At 42.1% G+C, this 19405-nt stretch carries 21 protein-coding genes and 1 pseudogene; 8 read left to right on the forward strand and 14 right to left on the reverse strand.

Annotation, left to right across the window (positions count from 1 at the left end; genetic code table 11):
• The first annotated feature begins 49 nt into the window (after window positions 1-49).
• From hisD to ABWV72_RS20015, 4 genes are read left to right on the forward strand one after another with little or no spacing between them, the layout of a single operon-like run.
• Window positions 50-1336: a histidinol dehydrogenase gene (hisD, locus tag ABWV72_RS20000; protein WP_353372692.1), complete on the forward strand. Its 1287-nt coding sequence runs from the start codon at window positions 50-52 to the stop codon at window positions 1334-1336.
• Window positions 1333-2355, forward strand: a complete 1023-nt coding sequence (locus tag ABWV72_RS20005) for a LacI family DNA-binding transcriptional regulator (RefSeq protein WP_353372694.1) — start codon at window positions 1333-1335, stop codon at window positions 2353-2355. The genes hisD and ABWV72_RS20005 overlap by 4 nt, the downstream gene beginning before the upstream one ends.
• Window positions 2348-3055, forward strand: a complete 708-nt coding sequence (locus ABWV72_RS20010; protein WP_353372696.1) for an alpha/beta fold hydrolase — start codon at window positions 2348-2350, stop codon at window positions 3053-3055. Before ABWV72_RS20005 ends, ABWV72_RS20010 begins: the two co-directional genes overlap by 8 nt.
• Window positions 3048-3794 (forward strand): HpcH/HpaI aldolase family protein, encoded by a 747-nt coding sequence (locus tag ABWV72_RS20015; protein ID WP_353372698.1) that lies wholly within the window; start codon window positions 3048-3050, stop codon window positions 3792-3794. The genes ABWV72_RS20010 and ABWV72_RS20015 overlap by 8 nt, the downstream gene beginning before the upstream one ends.
• Before the next feature lie 114 nt (window positions 3795-3908).
• Here ABWV72_RS20015 and ABWV72_RS20020 read toward each other — a convergent pair whose 3' ends face one another.
• The 3 genes from ABWV72_RS20020 to ABWV72_RS20030 are packed head-to-tail and all read right to left on the reverse strand — an operon-like array spanning window position 3909 to window position 7533.
• Window positions 3909-4802, reverse strand: coding sequence for a nuclear transport factor 2 family protein (locus tag ABWV72_RS20020; RefSeq protein WP_353372700.1), 894 nt, complete (start codon window positions 4800-4802; stop codon window positions 3909-3911).
• On the reverse strand, window positions 4799-5887 hold the full coding sequence (locus ABWV72_RS20025) for an ester cyclase (RefSeq protein WP_353372702.1): 1089 nt from the start codon (window positions 5885-5887) through the stop codon (window positions 4799-4801). The genes ABWV72_RS20020 and ABWV72_RS20025 overlap by 4 nt, the downstream gene beginning before the upstream one ends.
• 32 nt (window positions 5888-5919) lie before the next feature.
• The gene (locus ABWV72_RS20030) at window positions 5920-7533 is read right to left on the reverse strand and encodes a sodium:solute symporter family protein (RefSeq protein WP_353372704.1); all 1614 of its coding nucleotides are present in this window, start codon (window positions 7531-7533) and stop codon (window positions 5920-5922) included.
• A gap of 133 nt (window positions 7534-7666) precedes the next feature.
• Between ABWV72_RS20030 and ABWV72_RS20035 the strand changes: the two genes are divergently transcribed.
• The 3 genes from ABWV72_RS20035 to ABWV72_RS20045 all read left to right on the forward strand — a co-directional run bounded on the left by ABWV72_RS20035 (window position 7667) and on the right by ABWV72_RS20045 (window position 12274).
• Window positions 7667-8665, forward strand: a complete 999-nt coding sequence (locus ABWV72_RS20035; RefSeq protein ID WP_353372706.1) for an ester cyclase — start codon at window positions 7667-7669, stop codon at window positions 8663-8665.
• Between the two features lie 512 nt (window positions 8666-9177).
• Window positions 9178-11586 carry a TonB-dependent receptor gene (locus tag ABWV72_RS20040; protein ID WP_353372708.1) on the forward strand — a complete coding sequence of 803 codons (2409 nt, stop codon included), beginning with the start codon at window positions 9178-9180 and terminating at the stop codon, window positions 11584-11586.
• Between the two features lie 160 nt (window positions 11587-11746).
• The gene (locus tag ABWV72_RS20045; RefSeq protein WP_353372710.1) at window positions 11747-12274 is read left to right on the forward strand and encodes an ester cyclase; all 528 of its coding nucleotides are present in this window, start codon (window positions 11747-11749) and stop codon (window positions 12272-12274) included.
• Window positions 12275-12690: 416 nt separating this feature from the next.
• On the opposite strand, the gene ABWV72_RS20050 is transcribed toward ABWV72_RS20045, so the two are convergent.
• The 3 genes from ABWV72_RS20050 to ABWV72_RS20060 form a co-directional block, all read right to left on the reverse strand.
• On the reverse strand, window positions 12691-13152 hold the full coding sequence (locus tag ABWV72_RS20050) for a GNAT family N-acetyltransferase (protein ID WP_353372712.1): 462 nt from the start codon (window positions 13150-13152) through the stop codon (window positions 12691-12693).
• 91 nt (window positions 13153-13243) lie between these two features.
• The gene (locus tag ABWV72_RS20055; RefSeq protein ID WP_353372714.1) at window positions 13244-13786 is read right to left on the reverse strand and encodes a hypothetical protein; all 543 of its coding nucleotides are present in this window, start codon (window positions 13784-13786) and stop codon (window positions 13244-13246) included.
• Between the two features lie 161 nt (window positions 13787-13947).
• A complete protein-coding gene (locus ABWV72_RS20060) occupies window positions 13948-14481 on the reverse strand; it encodes a hypothetical protein (protein WP_216049439.1) in 534 nt (177 codons plus the stop codon).
• 168 nt (window positions 14482-14649) lie between these two features.
• Between ABWV72_RS20060 and ABWV72_RS20065 the strand changes: the two are divergent.
• Window positions 14650-14923, forward strand: a pseudogene (locus ABWV72_RS20065) (IS110 family transposase); the annotation flags it as partial.
• A 321-nt stretch (window positions 14924-15244) separates the two neighbouring features.
• On the opposite strand, the gene ABWV72_RS20070 reads toward ABWV72_RS20065, so the two are convergent.
• From ABWV72_RS20070 to ABWV72_RS20105, 8 genes are all read right to left on the reverse strand, one after another.
• On the reverse strand, window positions 15245-15643 hold the full coding sequence (locus ABWV72_RS20070; RefSeq protein WP_252729320.1) for a DUF6980 family protein: 399 nt from the start codon (window positions 15641-15643) through the stop codon (window positions 15245-15247).
• A gap of 185 nt (window positions 15644-15828) precedes the next feature.
• Window positions 15829-16278: a hypothetical protein gene (locus ABWV72_RS20075; RefSeq protein ID WP_353372717.1), complete on the reverse strand. Its 450-nt coding sequence runs from the start codon at window positions 16276-16278 to the stop codon at window positions 15829-15831.
• A 447-nt stretch (window positions 16279-16725) separates the two neighbouring features.
• Window positions 16726-17274 (reverse strand): hypothetical protein, encoded by a 549-nt coding sequence (locus ABWV72_RS20080; RefSeq protein WP_216049437.1) that lies wholly within the window; start codon window positions 17272-17274, stop codon window positions 16726-16728.
• 89 nt (window positions 17275-17363) lie between these two features.
• On the reverse strand, window positions 17364-17846 hold the full coding sequence (locus tag ABWV72_RS20085; RefSeq protein ID WP_353372719.1) for a cupin domain-containing protein: 483 nt from the start codon (window positions 17844-17846) through the stop codon (window positions 17364-17366).
• Between the two features lie 127 nt (window positions 17847-17973).
• Entirely contained in the window at window positions 17974-18279 is a 306-nt protein-coding gene (locus ABWV72_RS20090) for an NIPSNAP family protein (protein ID WP_342806046.1), read from the reverse strand.
• 63 nt (window positions 18280-18342) lie between these two features.
• A complete protein-coding gene (locus ABWV72_RS20095; RefSeq protein ID WP_353372722.1) occupies window positions 18343-18720 on the reverse strand; it encodes a hypothetical protein in 378 nt (125 codons plus the stop codon).
• Window positions 18721-18731: 11 nt separating this feature from the next.
• Window positions 18732-18995, reverse strand: a complete 264-nt coding sequence (locus ABWV72_RS20100; protein WP_216029729.1) for a Txe/YoeB family addiction module toxin — start codon at window positions 18993-18995, stop codon at window positions 18732-18734.
• Window positions 18988-19242, reverse strand: a complete 255-nt coding sequence (locus ABWV72_RS20105) for a type II toxin-antitoxin system Phd/YefM family antitoxin (protein ID WP_342806050.1) — start codon at window positions 19240-19242, stop codon at window positions 18988-18990. Before ABWV72_RS20105 ends, ABWV72_RS20100 begins: the two co-directional genes overlap by 8 nt.
• Window positions 19243-19405 lie beyond the last annotated feature (163 nt).

Genomic DNA, 19405 nt, shown 5'->3' on the forward strand with positions numbered 1-19405 from the left:
TTTGTACGATTAATGTAACACCCCATTCACCAATGTAGAGGAATAAATCATGATCAAACACTTGAAAAAAGGCAAGCAAGAAGACGAAAAAGAGATTGACAATCAAAAAGTTAAAGTAATTGTAGAGAATATAATTAGCGACATTGAGAAGCGCGGAGATGCCGCTGTATCAGAATATTCTGGTCAATTCGACAAATGGACTCCGGAGTCTTTTAGGCTAAGTAAGGAAGAAATTAATGCGTGTTATGAACAACTTAGTGAACAAGAAATAAGCGATATCAAATGGGCACAGAAGCAAGTTCGCAATTTCGCCACCATTCAGCGTGAGTCAATGAAGGACGTAGAAGTTGAAACGCTTCCTGGTGTTGTACTGGGCCATAAGAATATTCCAATAGACAGCGTAGGCTGCTATGTACCTGGCGGAAAATACCCCTTAGTAGCCTCAGCACACATGAGTATTGTGACAGCAAAAGTGGCCGGGGTTAAACGCGTTGTGGCTGCTACCCCTCCATTCCACGGTAAACCTTCCCCCGCAGTAATTGTTGCGATGGATTTAGCCGGCGCTGATGAAATTTATACCTTTGGTGGCGTACAAGCCATTGCTGCTATGGCGGTAGGTACCGATACCATCCAGCCAGTAAGCATGATTGTAGGGCCAGGTAATGCGTTTGTTGCAGAGGCAAAGCGCCAATTGTTCGGGCGCATAGGTATTGACCTATTTGCAGGCCCAACAGAAACGCTAGTAATTGCAGATGACAGTGTAGATGGCGAATTGTGCGCCGCAGACTTACTTGGTCAAGCTGAACATGGCCTCAACTCTCCCGCAATACTGTTGACCAATAGTGAACAACTCGGAAAAGACACTATGGCCGAAGTAGAGCGTCAACTCACTATCTTACCTACTGCCGATGTTGCCTCTGTGGCGTGGCGAGACTATGGCGAAGTTATTGTATGTGATTCGTACGACGAAATGTTACAAGTAGCCAATGATTTAGCATTTGAGCATGTGCAAATAATGACCAAAGACGTCCCCTACTTCCAGAAAAATATGCGCAACTTCGGGGCATTGTTCTTAGGGCCTGAAACTAACGTTTCTTACGGTGATAAATGTATTGGAACTAATCATACTCTACCCACAAAGGGCGCAGGTCGTTATACTGGTGGTCTATGGGTTGGTAAGTTCTTGAAAACCTGCACATATCAGCGTGTTACCGAGGAAGCATCAGTCATGGTTGGCGAATACTGCTCACGCTTATGTGCCATTGAAGGTTTTGCAGGTCATAAAGAACAGGCTGACATTCGGTTACGTCGTTATGGAATGGAAAAAAATAATTGAATAAAAAAAATAGGGTGACGTCTTATGACGTAGCCCATGCAGCAGGAGTTTCACAGTCGGCAGTGTCGCGGGTGTATCGCCCAGGCGTTAGTGTGTCTAAGAAAACCCGTGAAAAGGTACTTAAAGCCGCCGAAGACTTAGGTTATAAACCCAATGCCATCGCGCGCATGCTTATAAACCGAACTTCGGGTATGGTGGCTGTGATCGTTTCATCTCGAGCGAACGTGAACTTTCCCGAAGTATTAGCACAGTTAAACAAGCACATTGCTGACAAAAATAAACGGGTACTTTTATTTACGCTCGATGATGCCGATCAGCTAGAAACGGTTATTGAGCAAATATTCGCGTACCAAGTCGATGGTGTAGTGGCACTGACCGCGCATTTTGAGCCAGACAGTGTGACGCAGTTCGCCAAGCACAATATCCCTGTGGTGTTGTACAACCGCGAACTTCCTGATCACAGCGTAAGCTCAGTATGTTGTAACCACGGCCAAGGACTTCGCATATTAGTTGATATTCTGGTTAACCATCATCACCAACACTTTTTAATCATGGCTGGACCAAAAGATTCTGACGTGGCCCGCGCCAGATTGAGTGGTGCTAGGAATGCGTTACTGGCCCATGGCTTCACTGATACCAATATAATATACGGTGACTACAGCTATGACTCTGCCAGAGAGTGTTTAAGTGCCTACGCCGAAAAGAACCCACTTCCGACTGCAATTATATGTTCCAACGACACAATGGCGATAGGTGCTATTGATGAAATTCGAGAAAATCTAGGCCTGCGGGTGCCAGAAGATATTTCAGTTGTTGGGTTTGATGGTATCAGTGCCGCGTCTTGGCACAGCTACCAACTGACTACCGTAAGTCAGCCAACCTATTTTATGACAAAAGCAGCAGTAGAAACCTTAATTGACCTGATTGAGAACCCCGATATACCGCCAGAAAAACGCTATTGGCCGGGCAAGCTCATAGAAGGTAATTCGGTTGCCGCCGCTTCAAGAGACAATGACTAACTTATTATTTATACCTGGAACCCTTTGTAACAAGGCCGTATTCTCGGACCAAATTACCACTTTAAGCAAAGCTGGTCACCGCTGCATTACCTTGGAGTATGACCAGCACGATAATCTAAGCGATACGGCAGAGTCTGCGCTTAGCCTTTTCAAAGCAGACGAGCGATTTAACATTTGCGCTTTCTCTATGGGAGGGATGGTTGCATTTGAACTTTTAACTTGCTGTCCTGAGCGAATTGACAAAGTGGCGCTGCTAAACAGCAATGCACACGCTGATAAAGCCCAAGGCCGAACATTGAGAAACGAGCACTTAAATTATGCTACTCAGCATGGCTTAGATAAGTTAATTCACGATTATTTCAGCTCGGTTTACTTAAGTTCACCAAATGACGAAATCATGGATATGATAGCTCGAATGGCGAAAGATACAGGGATTGCGCGCTATAAAGCTCAGTTAGAAATACTTGCCACAAGACCGGATGCGAGTGAGCTGTTGGCCAATTGTGATCATCGTATGTTGATTATGGGAGGTTGTGACGACGTGCTTTGTCCGCCATCAGAACAACAAAGAATGCATCAGTTAGCAGCAAATAGCGAGCTAGTGTTAATAGAAAATGCGGGCCATTTTGCCTTGCTCGAACAAAGCGATAAGGTAAACCTACACCTGTATAACTTTTTTGGAGGCGCTGCCCATGCTTAAGCAAGCACTGATACAAAGACAAGGCCTGTTAGGTACCTTCTTAAAAACGCCACACTACACCGTGGTCGAAGTACTTGCGCATTCTGCCATGGACACACTTTGTCTAGATGCAGAACACGCGCCGTTTTCGCGGCATGATCTAGATACCTGCATCCTTGCTGCAAAGGCGGGTAATATGCCAGTTTTAATAAGAACACCAAACGACGCGCCTGAAACACTGTTAAATGTGTTAGACATGGGGGCAGATGGCGTGGTTGTGCCCCATGTTAAAACCGCCGACCAATTAAGCGCGATTGTAAAACACTGTCATTATGGGGCTGGTGGCAGAGGCTATGCTGGTTCAAGTCGGTTTGCCGGGTATACAACCAAATCGTTAAGTCAAAATTTGGAAGCGGGCAAAAACATATCCGTTATTGCGCAGCTTGAAGACTTAGATGCGATTGAAAACATAGAGACTATTGCACAGGTTGACGGTGTTGATTGTTTGTTTATCGGGCGAATGGATTTAACCGTAGCGCTAGGAGAAACCAGCGCAGATGCCCCAGCAGTGAAACAGGCAGTAGAGCATCTCGTTGAAGTAAGTCATAAAGCAGGCAAGGCCACAGGGATGTTTGTGGGTAATTTAAATGAACTAGCCTATTGGAAAGACAAAGGCGTAAGCTTATTTTTGCTAAGCTCAGATCATGGCTTTATGTTAAGTGGCGCAAAGGCTCTGCGAGAGGCGTTTGATAACGCTTAGCTTAACTGCCTAGACCTTTAATTATTCGCCTTTCTTTTTTAAATGACACAAAAAAGCGCCTCTACAAAAATGAGAGGCGCTAAAGGTCAACGTTTACAACGTTAGTGACTGAAACTAGAACGGAAGTGGCGTTGCAAAGCGCTTTTCGAATGCTAACCCATCTATTACCCAATATTCACTTTCAATCTTGTTTTGTGCAAATGTCAACATAGTTACAATGGGCAAACGAACCCGCACAAGCCCGTTAACTGACTTAATATCTGCGTCTATGCGCCATCTCACCAACGCGCTATTATCATCTGCTACCACCAGCTCAAGTTGGCTGTAGCGGCGGTGCAGCTTCCCCTCAAGTCGCGTAAGCCAAGACGCAACAGAAGACGATGTATCACCCTCTTTATATACCACGGTACTATTTACACTTAAGTGGCTAAGCCCAGCGTAGACGCTTGCGACTCCTGCAGTATCAAAGCCTTGCCATATCTGCCACCATTCAGTCAATATGGTTTTGATAGGGTCGCTTACACTGCCATAGAGTACATCGCTAATGCCTGCGTGGGTGGTGTACTGATGAAGTTGCGGGTCAAATTCACTTAGTTGCAGTGGATCAGGCTCGGGCCAAAAATCCATTGATGTTGAATTCATCGAGCCTGCATCAATAGTTTCATCGCCAAAGAGTGTGGCTAGGGATGTGCTATCTACCCATTGAAGAAGCTGCTTTATTGCCCCATCACTGTGTTCAAACATCGCAACAAAGTAAGTTTTGCTCGACGTAGACTTAAGACAAAACACGCCAGCATCAAGATCGCCACACTGTAGGGTTACGCATTGTTCAATACTTTCAAAGTGGCTCATTATGCTTAGCCAATTTGCCATTAAGCCCCGCTGTTGAAGAGGACCATAATGTAGCCGCTCTCCTAATAACCAGCGGCTTGAATGAATGAGAGCATGGGTTAAGGTTTTGGTGTCTTGTTTTTCTAACAATTGTTGAATTGTGCTTAACATGCTCATGCTTCCGCCTCGTGTGGTAGTTTTCGCATAAGGTTTGCCAGTGCAGCAACTTCGTCAAATACGGTCCATTCCCTAGCAATCCGCCCATCTTCGATTTCAAAATGAGAAGCCCCTAAAATGTAATGAGGCTGCTGATTAAACTGTGCGTATTTGGCGTCTGTGGCATTGTAATGACCCGCCAAGCCCCATCGCAGCGCTACATGCACACGGTTTTGGTCGTAATGGGTGACACAAATATGATCGACTACCATGTTGGCATCGGGGCAGCTAGCTAACCACGTTATCAACATTCCGCTGATAGCCGCAACCCCGGTAGCTTGACGTCCTCCAGGCCATTGCACAGCAGCATTGGGTTTATAAAAATCAGAAAGTTGGTTAAACATACGTTTATTAAAAAGATTTTCTGCCCACGAATTGGCGAAATCACCCCAAGGTTTATCTTGGTCAGACAAGTCTTCTCGGAGGGATGCCTCGTCGGTCGCAGTACGGCTATACTCTTCATTTATCCATTGGGTAAATGTATTCGATAGCGGAAAGTTAGCCTGAAAGGCCGCAGCATCATCAAGAGAAATACCTAACTGCGCAATAAGAAAGCTATTGTCTCGCATCAGCCATTCATAAAAAATTTTGTTGTCTTTGCACATACAGTCGGCGATGGTGGTAACGCGGCCCGTTTTACCCGTAGGAGCACCGAATTCAGACGGGCCCTTGTTGGTCATAATGCTGGTGATACGATGAGATGAATAATACACCTCGTTGGTTTCTTCGCGGAAAATCACATCTTCCCCAATAAGTGACCTATCTGGAAACGCAGCAATGGTTTTCAGGGTATTTTGTATTACCACATCCACGCTGTCTGCGTAGCCTCCTAGTGTATGCACAGGGCAGAAGTCAGCGTAATAGTCGTAACAAGCCCCAATGTTTTTTTGTTCCCAAATACGATGGGTGATACGCAATATATAGTCTGCTAAATCGACAAACTCTTCGTCAAAACCCGCCAAGGTTTGTGTTTTGCTTCGTGCAGGGTCCAGCATGTCATGCAGAGGCTGCCAATACACCGTTTTTGCGATGGACGTTTCGCTCATAAAATCTTCCTCAAAAGCGCTGAGTTTGGCTTTTAAAACATAAATTGAAGTGAAAATAAGAACACAATTGTGAGTATGAAGAACCCAAACAATATGTAGTTAATGGGATCGATACGACCCGGCACGCGATACCATCCCTGCTCTTTCTCGTCGAGCCCTTCGCGCGCAAAATACTCTTGCTGCCCTTTAATGGTGTAGGCGTTGTAGTCGCTTTGTACTCCATCAATAAGGCGGCTTGCAATGATAGACACCACAATGTTGGCGCTTGCGCCTATGATGCAGTACCAAGGCCATGCAATATCAGTGTTTAGTGCAACTAATGTCACTACGATAAAACCGCTTATCGTGCCGACAATAAGTCCGTTTTCAGTGGTTTGTTTAGAGAAAAAGCCCAAAAAGAACATCCCCATTTGCGCGCCAACAAAATACGAGCCTACTTTGGAAAGGATTTCTAAAATTGACCCTTCACTGTACAGGTGGTAACCAATGGCCGGAAAGATGATAAGGACTGCAAATAATAAGGTGAAGAAACGTGAAGCTTTAAGGTAATGAGCTTCAGAGGCGTCTTTTTTAAAGTACTTTCTGTAAAAATCGATTGTCGCAACCGTAGACAGGGAATTAAACGACGAATCTAAACTCGACATGGAAGCGGCCATTACCGCGGCGGCGATTATCCCCATTAGCCCGGGTAAACCGTAGTCAGCAGCAAACTCTAAAATAATAGTATTGCTGTTATCAAACTCTTTACCTTGATAAAAGTCATAGAACAAGACACCAAGAACGATAAAAAAGAAGTAGATAAAAAACGCGCAAAAGCCCATTAGCAAGTAAGACTTTTTGGCATCTCCGATGTTCTTCGCTGCCAATGTGCGCTGCACCATCATTTGATTAGTACCGTAAACCGTGATGTGATAGAGCGTCATGGCGATAATACCACTCCAGACCGTGGTCTCTTCGGTAAAATCGAAGTCCCAGTTAAGGGGGTTGAGCTTGCCCTGAGCTTTAAGCTCGGTCATTGATGAAGAAAGCGTAGTGTCACCGCTTTCCAACAGGGCGTACATGATAATACCAGCCCCCACGAATAAAATGATTGACTGAATAACATCAGTCCAAATAACCGCGGTAATCCCCCCCATCATGGTATAGATAAGCGCTATCGCAGTAACAATCACAATAGACCACATAACAGGCACACCGGTTATAAAAGACAACACAAGAGACGTAGCATAGAGAATGGCTGCTGAGCTCATAACTTGGCTTAGTATAAAAATACTCGACACCATGGCTCGGGCGCGTTTCCCGAATCTTCGTTCTTGATAGTCGTAGATTGACGCCACGCCTGCGTTATAAAAGAAAGGAAAGAAAAAGATAATGACGGCCATAATAACCAGCGGATAATTTAGGTGCAGCGCTATCACTGACAAACCTTCTGAATAGGCCCACGCAGGAGCCCCCAGAAAGGTCATGGCACTGACGTATGTGGCAATAACCGAAATACCTATTGCCCACCACGGGGTTTGCTTTTGCCCGAGATAAAAATCGTCGGAATTTTTTATATTTTTACCTATTACTAAACCAAGTAGAAGGTTCGCAATGATGTATCCGCCTAGGATAGACCAGTTTAAAACGCCAAAATTTTCAGTCATATTCTTTACTCTGTCTGCTTGATGAGCGCGCTTTTTATTTACAACAATGCTCAACCTAATACATAATGACTTCGAAGTCATTAATTATTTCAATCGATATTTGACAAATTCTTAAACAAAGAAGGTGCGAGACATGAATTTTAGTAGCGAAAAAGCCATTGTTAGGTCCTACCAAGCAGCCTTTGACGAAAGTCAGGTCAGTGATGTAAAAGAAGTAATTGAATCTTATATCACTGATAATGCTAAAGTTTATGCTTGGTACCCGTTTGATATCTGCACTACGCCAGCGCAATTAGTAGAAAGATTGTGGGTCCCCTTAAAGCAGAGCTTTACACGTATGAAGCGCCGTGAAGATGTATTTATGGCGGGTGACAACTGTGTCGGCGATGGTAAATGGGTAATGTCTATGGGCCACTTTGCTGGACTCTTTGACGCCCCTTTTCTTAATATAAGAAGCACCGGAAAACTGGCTTTTTTACGCTACGCAGAGTTTTTCGAAATATCAGGTAATAAGATAGTAAGTCACGCCATTTTCTTCGATTTAATAGCGTTAATGCAGCAGGTTGGACTTAATCCTTTGCCGGTTGAGACTGGTCATAGTTTTGTTTATCCGGGCCCATGTGACCATAATGGATTGCTATTTGAAGACCAAGATCCTGCTGAGTCTAAAAAGACCTTAGAACTTGTCGAAGAGATGGTGAAAGATCTCGATTCACTGAATAAATCGGGCAACGACAATTGTCCACCAGAGCTTTTAGCCAAGTGCTGGAGCGAAGACATGGTCTGGTATGGTCCAGCGGGGATAGGCGCAACTTACACCATAGAGCGCTACCAACAGCAACACATGTTTCCATTTCGCAAGGGATTGAAAGATAAGGTTTTTAATGGTCATGTGGCGCGTTTTAGTGAAGGCGGTTTTGCGTGTTTCTTTGGATGGCCAAATTTATCTAACACGGCTGGCGGAGGCTTGTTTGGTATGCCAGCTTCGAGTATTCGCGCTGATATGCGGGTGGTTGATGTGTATTACCGCAAAGGCGATAAGCTATTGGAAAATTGGGTGTTAATGGATGTGCCTTACTGGCTAAAACAACAAGGTTTGGATATTTTGGCGCGCACAACTACATACAGCTAGGCGCAAGTTTACACCACGTAAAAATATCAACTAAGAGTACATAAGTTGTCTCATTCATTTTAGTGCCAATCCAGTATAGAAGACTTCTGTGTCGGGTTGGCTTTGAGCAAACTATATTGCCCTTTGTCGGTTTAATAAACTTTCTTCCTACGCCTCATCACAGGGTGTAAATTACTCCAACACCATCTCTGATTAGACCAGTCACAATGACTCGAAGTCAAAAAAATTACTTCGAAATCATAACAGAAACCAAATCACCAACATAATAAAACACTATAAATATCAACAATTTAAAACCCTTATTCAGTTTTTTATGAAAACTAAAGATTCATAATACAACAAGTTATTAAGATTTTTATTGACTTCGAAGTTATTAGAGTTGTATGTTTATTAAGCCAAAAATAAAACAAACTAATATTGCGTGGCGAGAATTGGCGTTATATATGGTTTAAAAAGCGCAGTGCATTAACGGTTACTGCAGATAAGGTTTTAATAATCCGGGAACTATCACGATGAAAAGAGATAAACGAACGAACCATACAACATACCTCTCCCGTGCCATTCAAAGTGCACTTCTAATTGGTGTTAGTTTTTGCACAAACGCCCAGCAAGAAACCTCTGATAGCGAAGTAAATTCAGCGGGTGTTGAGCGCATTCAGGTAACGGCTAACAGGCAGTCTCAGGATTTACAGGAGGTTTCGTCTTCAGTAAGTGCCTTAAGCGCAGACGACATAGTTCGTAATGGCATTGAAGATATAAGTGGCCTTGAAAATGTCGTTCCAGGATTGAGAATAGGTAGTTCCGGTGGTGAAGTTCGCCCCGCTATGCGTGGTGCACGTACCAACGAAGTAGGTGTGGCAGGAACCGGTATTGCAGAACAAGTCGTTGGTATATTTCAAGATGGTATTTACGTGCCAACCACTACGGGTGGATTAGGGGCGTATGTTGATGTTGAGCGTATAGAAGTATTGCGAGGGCCACAAGGGACCTTATACGGAAGAAATACGTTCGCGGGCAGTATTAACGTGATCTCAAAACAGCCTGAACTAGGTTATACAAGTGGCTCAGCTAAACTAACCCATGGTAGCTTTGACCGTTCAGCCTATGAAGCCATATTAAACTTACCACTTAGCGATAAAGCGGCAACGCGGTTTGTAATGAGTCATGACCGACACGACGGCATGATTGAAAATCATTTTCTTCGAGGCTCTTCGGATGATTTACGTGAAAAGAATCAATTCTATTTGCGCAACACCACAAAGTACGAGTTCTCAGATGATTTTACAGCCCTTTTTCGCATTGATTACAGCAAGAAAGATGCTAACTCAGAAGCAATTTGGGGCTACCAACAAACAGCCGGTTACCAAATATCTGAAACCGAGCCAGGCTCTGGTATTTATAACCCGAATGCCATTGTATCATCTGGGCATATTTATCAGCCAGCTGACGCTGAGCGAGATGATGAAGGCCCTTACGATGTTTATAGAAATGCGGTGTCTTTTGATAATCAAGAAACGTGGTCGGCAACCCTTACCCTTGATTGGGCTATGGACTGGGCCAACGCGAAGTGGACCACCAACTATTCAGAGCTATCTGGTGAGCAGTTTTTCGATAACGATTACAGCGACGGAGGGGTAGATTTTGTTGGTGGCTTTGGGCGCCAAGATGACCAAAAAGCGTTTTCTACTGAATTGCAGTTGGCATCAGTGGAAAGTGATAGCCCCTTTTCATGGATAACGGGCGTGTATTTGTTCTCACAAGAAGCTGACTGGGAATGGTTGTGGCCTGAAGATACAACAGGCAATGGTGAACCTGATTCAATCACGGTTCCTTCGTGGGGTAACCCAAACTACGATCCGCACGAGGTAGATTCTATTGCTGTATTTGGTCAAGCGCGTTATCAACTTAACGATAGCAACCGCATGTTAGTAGGGCTTCGCTACAATAAAGACGAGAAAACCTTTACGGGTGATTCAATTCCAGATTGGGATGACTCTGCAGTATTGTGGAAATTAGCTTACGAGTTTGATGTTGCCAAAGACGTAATGGTTTACGCCAGCGCTGCGACTGGTTATCGCACAGGTGGAGCGAACGATGAGCGCGTAGTTGATCGTGGAGCTGACGCCTTGTACGACAACGAAGAAGTTATTTCTTATGAAATCGGTTTAAAGAGTTTTTTGTTGGACAACACACTGCGCTTTAACGTGTCGGCATTTGCTAACCAATACGATGATGTAAAAGCACAGCTTTTTGCTGTTTCATGTAACGACACAACTACGGATCTTACCGTTGCCCAGTGCGTATCTACAGGGGTAAGTACTACCTTTGAATATTATGAAAACGGTGGTCAGGTTGACACCTATGGCCTAGAAGCTGATTTGGAATGGCGTCCACTTAGCGAACTAACCCTGAATGCAACGCTTGCGCTACTTAATGCCGAGTTTGCTGATGATTTTGCGGTAGGAAATTCACAGCTACAACCGCTACTAGGATTAGGAAATATTGATGGTCGTCAAGATATCAATGGCCCTAATAGTCAGTTTAGCTTTGCAGGTTACTCCCCAGCCATGTCGCCAGATTATACTTTGGGGTTGAGTGCACGTTATGAATATGCTCTGCAAAATGGTGGCTATCTAACGCCTTACCTACATGTGAACTTTGTTGATGAACATTACGCGTTCGACATTAACATTCCAGAGACAAAAGTTGATGCTCACGCCATGGTGACAGCTCGCATCTCGTGGGAATTAAACGAAAACTTGAACATCGACTTTTTTGCGAACAATTTAACTGACGAACAAGTGTTAACTCGTGCGGTAGTTCAGTCGCAAGTTCTGAATGGTCTACCAATCAACTCAGTTCAAGCAAACTGGAATAATCCACGTACATACGGTGTCAGCTTACAATACAAGTTTGACTAATATTAGGCGCGCTGCGCTTATTTAAATAACTATTGAAGCTGGGTAATCGCATGAGTGATTTACCCAGCTTTCGTTCTTGTACTTATACATTTAAAACGACCTAACAGTATTCTTGCTTGGCGGTCATTAAACGAAATTTTTACTTTTCAGGAGATGTTAGATGAAAGGTTCTCGTCCAGAACAAGGTATCCTTACAAAAGACAACGATTTATCTAAAACACAAGACACCATAGATACTATAGATGCCATGGTAGAAGGGTTGAATGATCATGATATTGACAATATGGGTCGTTTTTTCAGTGAGAGTTTTCGCTGGATGGGAAACGCGGGATGTGGATTTAAGCAAGGGTTGAAAGAGTTTCAAGACAATTGGCAGCGCCCCTTTCAAGCCGCTTTTTCTGACAAAGTATGCATTGACGAAGCCCGTGTTACCCAAGGAGAGTGGTGTGCTGCTTTTGGCCGTCAAGAAGCCGTACATACTGGAACATTCATGGGAATTGAGCCTACAGGAAAGCGGGTGGAGATTCGCTATATGGATTTTTGGAAAGTGGTTGACGGCAAAATTGTAGATAACTGGGTGAATGTTGATTTTCCGTATATTATGCAGCAATTAGGTGTTGACCCTTTCAATGGTCACGGTTGGGAAAACCGTGATGCGGCGAAAATGCCTGTGCAAAACGGCGAATAAAACCTATCTGTAGCAATGCCCGCTAAAGTGCAATACTTGTAGCGGGTGAACTTTTATCATCTTCGTGTATAGGCACACTTTGCTCAATCATATTCAATCCCATCCCCTAAATTTCAGCTGCCCAATAACGACTATTTAAACCCTGCAATTGTCACAGCGAACGCATTCGGCACATGCCGCGGAATGTGGCATAACCTACGAATACCAGCATGACAACCGATGACATTACTGCCTCATCCAATACGTTAGCTCATTTATTCTAAGTGAGAAATAAAGCTAATTATGGACCGAAAAAATGTCAGAAAGACACTCGGTTGTAATTGACAAAGGGAGCCATACCGCCCAGATAATGGGCAAAAAATTGTTGACTAAAATGTTGAGGAACGAAAACAGCCAACTGTTTTTGTCTTTATTAATTAGTTTATTAGAGAGCAACTAACCGACAATGCTAACTTTTCAATACCATGAGTTGGTGTCCACCTTTTAAATTCAACAAAACCATGCTTCTTGTATAAGTTAATTGCAGGTAAGTTAACAACAGCTGTTTCTACTTTTGCTATAGAAAAATTAAAAGTGTCAAAAACATGGTTTATTAATTTGCTTGCGATACCTTTTCTAAAATAATTTGGGTCGACAGTTAAACTATTAATTTCTAAGTGTTCACCTTTTAGATCAATTTCTATAACTCCAGCAAGACACTTATTTTCAATAAAGCCATAAAATTGTGTTTTTGAGTTCTCTATATCTTTAGACCTCCGTAATAGAGGAGGAAAATTGATAGTCCCAATAAGTTGAGCCTCAATTTTATAAGAATTTTGAAAAACTGTAAAAATCTGAGCTGCAACTTCTTTAGTCGTATTATTAAGCTTTTTTATCATACTACGCCTAGACTCAAAATTTACTTTACTCCTGGTGTTACCCACTAAAATTGGACATCCTAATTATGCGTGTCCGTTTTTAAACCCTTTGTTATACGAAATAATTTTCGCAGGCTTGAAGTAATTTGAGCTTTAAATCAATATTTTCGCCAAATGTTGTAACAGGTATTAAATATTCAGAATTTCCAATAATCACGTAAGCAGAAATCTTTTTTCTATCTACCAGCTTCTGTAATATTCGTTTGGCGTTTTCACCACGCATATAGTATGTGGTGTTATATTCATTTTCATTAGCTTCAAGCAATGAGCCATCCACTTTTAATTCGACGGGGATATCAATTTTTTCACCTAAAAAACCTACTACATCTGCTGGTCGGTAAATTGACAAATTAAATTGTAAAACGTATTCGCTGGTTTTTAAATTTATAGACCTTAGATGTTCATTTAACTCGTGCTCTTTACTCGAATAGATAAACGCTATCGAATATCCAACTGTTTCGTGTTCAGTGATATCTAGACTATCTGTCGAGAGAATGCTGCACATTGTCCCTGCCTCAATGAACGTCCAGGTTTTATTCTGAGCATTAACATGGACACAAAGTAACAATCCCAAAATTAGTGTTAATAGTTTCATCGATAGCCTTAATACTTCGTATAACGATTTGCATATGGGGCAAAGGCTTGCTGGCTATACTTACAAAGAATGAGCCTAACTAACGAGTATGCGTCCCAATGAGCGCAGCGAATGAACACATTGTGTTTGTTATGTTTTTATTTTGCCAAATATCATTTTGGCTACCAGTTGCCACTGTATTTTTTGTTAGCTTCAGAAGCTTCAACTTCTAACGGTGCTTTATCGTATCCGAACTCCGCCATATCAGAAAAATGTTGGGTTACGACTTTATCCAAGCTTGCTCTTTCTATCTGCAACACATGCACCAATTCATGGGCTAATTTGGGTCTATTTAACTCAAAGTCTTTGCGAGTGTATATTGAATACCCGAAAACTTGTGCATTGTTAATTATTCCATCACCAATAAGCCCAACAGCTTCTCCAAAAAGCTTTAATGCGAAGTTTTCATAAGGGTAAGGAACTTCGTCAACATAAACAATCCTTACTTTTTCTGGGTGCACAATCCCTATTTCAGATGCCAGTAGTAACTCTTTTTTATCTAGGGGGACGCCTATATCCAGTCCTTTTCGATCTATTTCATATGCCCAGTCAATGTACTGAGGCAACAGGACACCTGTGATAATTTTTTCATAAGAAAGTGCTAATGCAATAATTACGGCTATCAAAGTTAATGATGTAAATTTAACTACTTTCATTTTATTAAAAATTTCCTTTTTAAAGTTGTAATTTGTAGAAGCTATCAAAAACTTAACGCCGCGTTCACCGACTAGTGCAGTGCAAGGCTTTGATACTCATTGTGCCTCCTCAATCAGCGTAACTTTTCAACTACTCTGATAGATTACAAAACCAAACGGAGAAGCTCAATGAACTTTTATACTAATACACATCCTTACTATTGCGGAATAGATTTACACGCACGCTTACTTTACGTTTGCGTTATTGATAATAAAAGTGAGGTGCTTGTACATAAAAAAGTAAAGGACTCACCCAAACAATTGCTGGCTTTACTAAGCCTTATTTAGGCAATATCGTCGTGGGGGTTGATGTATGCACTGTTGGTATTGGGTAACTGACTTCTGTCGACAACATAATATAGATTTCGTATTAGGTCATGCCTTGTATATGAAAGCCATTCATGATCTAGCTATACTCTTGAATAGTGCCTGTGCTGGGTAACCGATGAATGTCTCGGCTCTGGCATCCTGCTTCGCTCTACCTCCTAAATCCGGTTAGTCGTAGTGCCCCTGCTATCAATACGTTTATTGAAAAAGCAGGCTGAGATGAGATCGCATAAGAGAGCCGGAGACTGGTACAACTCTATATGTGTTTGCCGTAAGCGATATCCTAACAGTCACAATAACAGATGAAATAAACGGCTTAGCCCAAAGATTTAGATTGAACTAGAAAATAGATCAAAAGCACACTAGTACCTATTGACTAACTTTAGGCTCATATGTGTTAGCTGTGTATACGCCATAATTTTGATTTATATTTTTCGGGTATTTCTTGCTGCCATGGATTGTCATATCCAATTGACTCAAGGATATCAAACCATAAATCTCTCTTGCTTTCTGAAAGTTTCGATGCACACCATGGACAATTATTTATTGTTAATTGACTGTTGCCGTCTCCGTGAGGAATTGAGTACTCATCAAATATTTCGTTGTACTTTATAGTGGCGTCATGACAGTCTTTTGAATCTGGGTGTTGAACACAATGAAACTCAGCATACTGAGCCATATGCACACAAGGATAATGGTCTACATCGATTCCCCGCGATTTCAATGTCGCAGTTAATGCTGCATCACTACATGCATTGCATGAATAAAAGTGATCTAGAGCCTTCTCTCTGATCACAATCTAGACCCTTGATATCACCCTCGATCCAACATTTTTTAAATTCACTACAATTCATGACTACCTTGTACACCTAACTTCCCACTAAGGGGCAATAATACATGGGCGAAAATTAGGAACTAAGTGACGCACCCCATGTGATAGATGTGATAGCCTCCCAGCGAGAGCCTTGAATGGTTTGTTATTCACGATTTAACTAACCTAGTGACTTTAGCTAAACCATAACCTAATGCGCCAGCAACGGCACTAAGCCAAATGGCATGAATAGGAATAAAGATAATAGCTAATGCCGAAGTAGATGAGGTGTGTTCAGACGTAAAATGCGAATGTTGCATATCCCAGTAACCCCAAAAGTGGAAAAGGGAAATAGTGGCAAGTGAGCAGTAAAGCGCGATTTTTCCGATTGTAGAACTTCTAAGGCTAGTTAAAAGAGCAACCAAAGAAAGCACTATATAGGGAACAATTCTAAAGACAGTTGAAAACAAAAAACTATCTAAAGTGAAATATTGGGTGGCACGTTCAAAGCCTAGTTGAAGATCGTACCCGCCGACAATAACAGCTAATAGCCATTCAACTGTTGTCTCATTTATCAAGAGAAAAGACAGAAACAATAAAGTCCAAAATAACCATTTCATACCGAATTCCTTTTCGTGCTTACCGTTTCAGATAAGCGGCGCAAGCTTGCTGGCTATACTTGGCGAAGCATGAGCCTCAGCCAGCGAATTTGTGTCCGCAACATACGTTTGCTATTGCGATTCAATATCACGGATTTGCCGCCACAAGCAATTAGCACAACAACGTTGGTAAAAATAACCACCCTAGACTAAACCAAATTGCCAGAATATTACAACTATTGATGAAGGTATATTGAACCGGTTTGGAGACAACCATTTTAGATGTAAGTATTTGAAGTTGATAAAACGGTTGTTGACTCGCAGAATTACGGAAAGGCCCAGCCTTTGTGCTAAACAATATAATTAAAGGCTTGCGCGCTATAACTTTAAGCTAAGCAGCACAGTTGCCTGAGGCATAATGGCGAAGCCGCCCTGTGTGTTTACGTCACAGCGAACGCAGTGAATGCGTTAATTAGCTTGTGATATATTTGCACCCTTTATATCAATAAGTTGTTGGATTACATCAGGTAATTTTTGGAATGCATTATTAGCATACGCAATCACGAAATATTCACCTCTCATTTGATTAAAGCCTAATATTTTATTTGAGTTGGCTACATTACGAAAATGAGTCTCAACGTCTAATTGAGAAATCTTTAATTCAATTGAAATACCATAAACACCACCGTAAAGCTTCTCTCGTTTGATATTGCCGACATTTTCCCAACTTACATCAAGGGATGCAGATTCTTCACTTGAAGGGGATGAAGGGAAATGTATTCCGTTATCATCAGCTGTGAAATATACCCAGCCTTTCCAATTTGATGGCTTGAGCGATACAAATAAAAAAGCCAAGCCTAAAAACACGAAAGTATACTTTAATACCCATAGGGAATTATCCGACCAGCCTTCATAAGTAACATAAGCTATTAAAAGTGCTCCGGATATTAGAGCGTAAACTGAGCATATTAACTTAGCGCCCCATGATGGTGTTTCGTATTTAAAGGTTCGATTCATTTATAGGTCACACCAATGCAAGATAGGCATATCGCCGCCATAATTTGCCGATTGAAGCCCAGCGTAAAGCGGTCATATTGATGGCTTTATTATGACTTTTTACCCGCATTTGGCTCACTGATATTCCCAATGTCTACAAGGTTCCATGGCATATTCTTTTGACGATAAATCCGTTTATTCAGCTTTGGATAGTCACCAACATCATGCTCCAAACGCTGACCAATTACGATACATTTTAAAAGACAATTGCCGTTATTGCGCAGAGCGTGAGCCTCACCACCCGCACGATAACCGATAAAATCACCGGGTTTTACTGTATATTTTTCATGGCCTATTTGCGCTTCGGCTGTACCTTCGAGTACATAAACGCATTCATCTTCATGGTAGTGTTTATGAAACTCTGTAGATTCGTGGCCGGGTTGAATTTCGATAATGTGAAAGCCGAATCCAGTTAGGCCTGTAAGATCGCCCAGTGACTTATTAATTCTTTTGGCGTTATCATTAAGGAAATGGGTTTTCGAAATACCTTCAAGCTCTTCTATTTCTTCCTTAGTAACTAGATATTTATCCATTACTCTCTCCAGAGTCATACCAACTTTTCAATAACGGGCGCAGGCACGTGGGATATAATGGCGAAACCGCCCCGCGTGTATGCGTCCCAATGAGCGCAGTGAGTACATTTATTGAGTTGTTAAACGTTTACTCGAAAATAGGACGAAAGAAGCTTCTATCGTAACTTAAAATACACCTGGTATCTTCTGCATATTTAAATGCACTGATACATTCTTCATCCGCAAGTGATTTAACTCGGTATTCTTCGTACTCAGCCAAGCTAGGAAAAGAAAATAAGGCTAAGGCTTTGTTGTTAGCCCCCTCTGAAGGAAGAAAATATCCGTGATGAGTTCCACCAAATTTATTTACTAACGGTATCCAAAGTTTAGCGTAATGCTCAAATTCTTTAGCTTTATAGGGGTCAATTACGTAATTGAGATAACAAGTGACCAAGTGAATTACTCCATGTATTTGTGATTAACGAATAACTTTACATTGTCCCTCTGGCTGGCTTTGTTAGGTGATTTTAAATTTACGTAGCTCTTCATAGCTATTTAGAACTTTGTCGATTGCTCTCTTTACATCGTAGTTTTCATCAAAGACTTCATCATGGTAAATGCGGTAAAATGTTCCGCCGTCACCTTCATTGATGTTGATGAAATACGGATCGCCAGTGCCTGACTGGCACCCCGCAACGGGAATATAACCTGAAGATTTGACGCCGATGCCGGGATAACAGTTATTTGCTTCATCTTCTGACATCGCATCATTAAAAATGTAGATATCAACACCCTCATCGTCTATTTCAGATAGATCCGCGCTAGCAGGAATATGTATTTCTTTTTTCTCAATTTCCGCTGAATCTATGAAGTCCTTCCAATACTTCGGGAGCATCTATTCACCTACTAGTAATGGTAACGACACGAGATAACCGTAATTGCGGTATCGTCCACGGCATATACCAAACGGTTGGTGTCATCTATTCTGCGGGACCAGAAACCTGAAAGATTTTCTTTAAGAGGTTCCGGTTTTCCAATTCCATCAAATGGAGAACGCATAACATCCGAAATTAACTTATTGATACGTTTCAAGGTTTTCTTGTCTTGAGTCTGCCAATAAACGTAACTATTCCAAGCTTCATCAGTCCATGATAACAACCTGTTACTCATCAATAAGTTCTCGCTGGATCGTTTTTGCCGCTTTAAACTGTGCTATTGAACGATTTAAGTGTTCAGCGTTCACTGGAGAACGAAGTAGATGAACGGTTTCCATAAGGCTGTTGTAGTAATCTAATGACATTACAACAGCATCCTCAGAGTCACGACGAGTGATTACTGTTGTATCTGCATCGTTGATTACATTGTCCAAAACGGCTTTTAGACCATTTCGTGCTTCGGTAAAAGAGACAATTCTCATTTTGCACCCCTCTTGTACATTATATGGGACAAGTTTAGATCGGAAATGAGCACATGTACAGGATGTTGTGCATTACTGCGCCGTGGCAGCTAACGCCTACTTAAGTGGAAAAATATAGTTGGCTAAAATGTTGAACGGAGTGAAAACAGCCAACTGTATTTTT

Source organism: Aliiglaciecola sp. NS0011-25 (assembly GCF_040370605.1).
In the GTDB taxonomy this organism is placed as follows: domain Bacteria; phylum Pseudomonadota; class Gammaproteobacteria; order Enterobacterales; family Alteromonadaceae; genus Aliiglaciecola; species Aliiglaciecola lipolytica_A.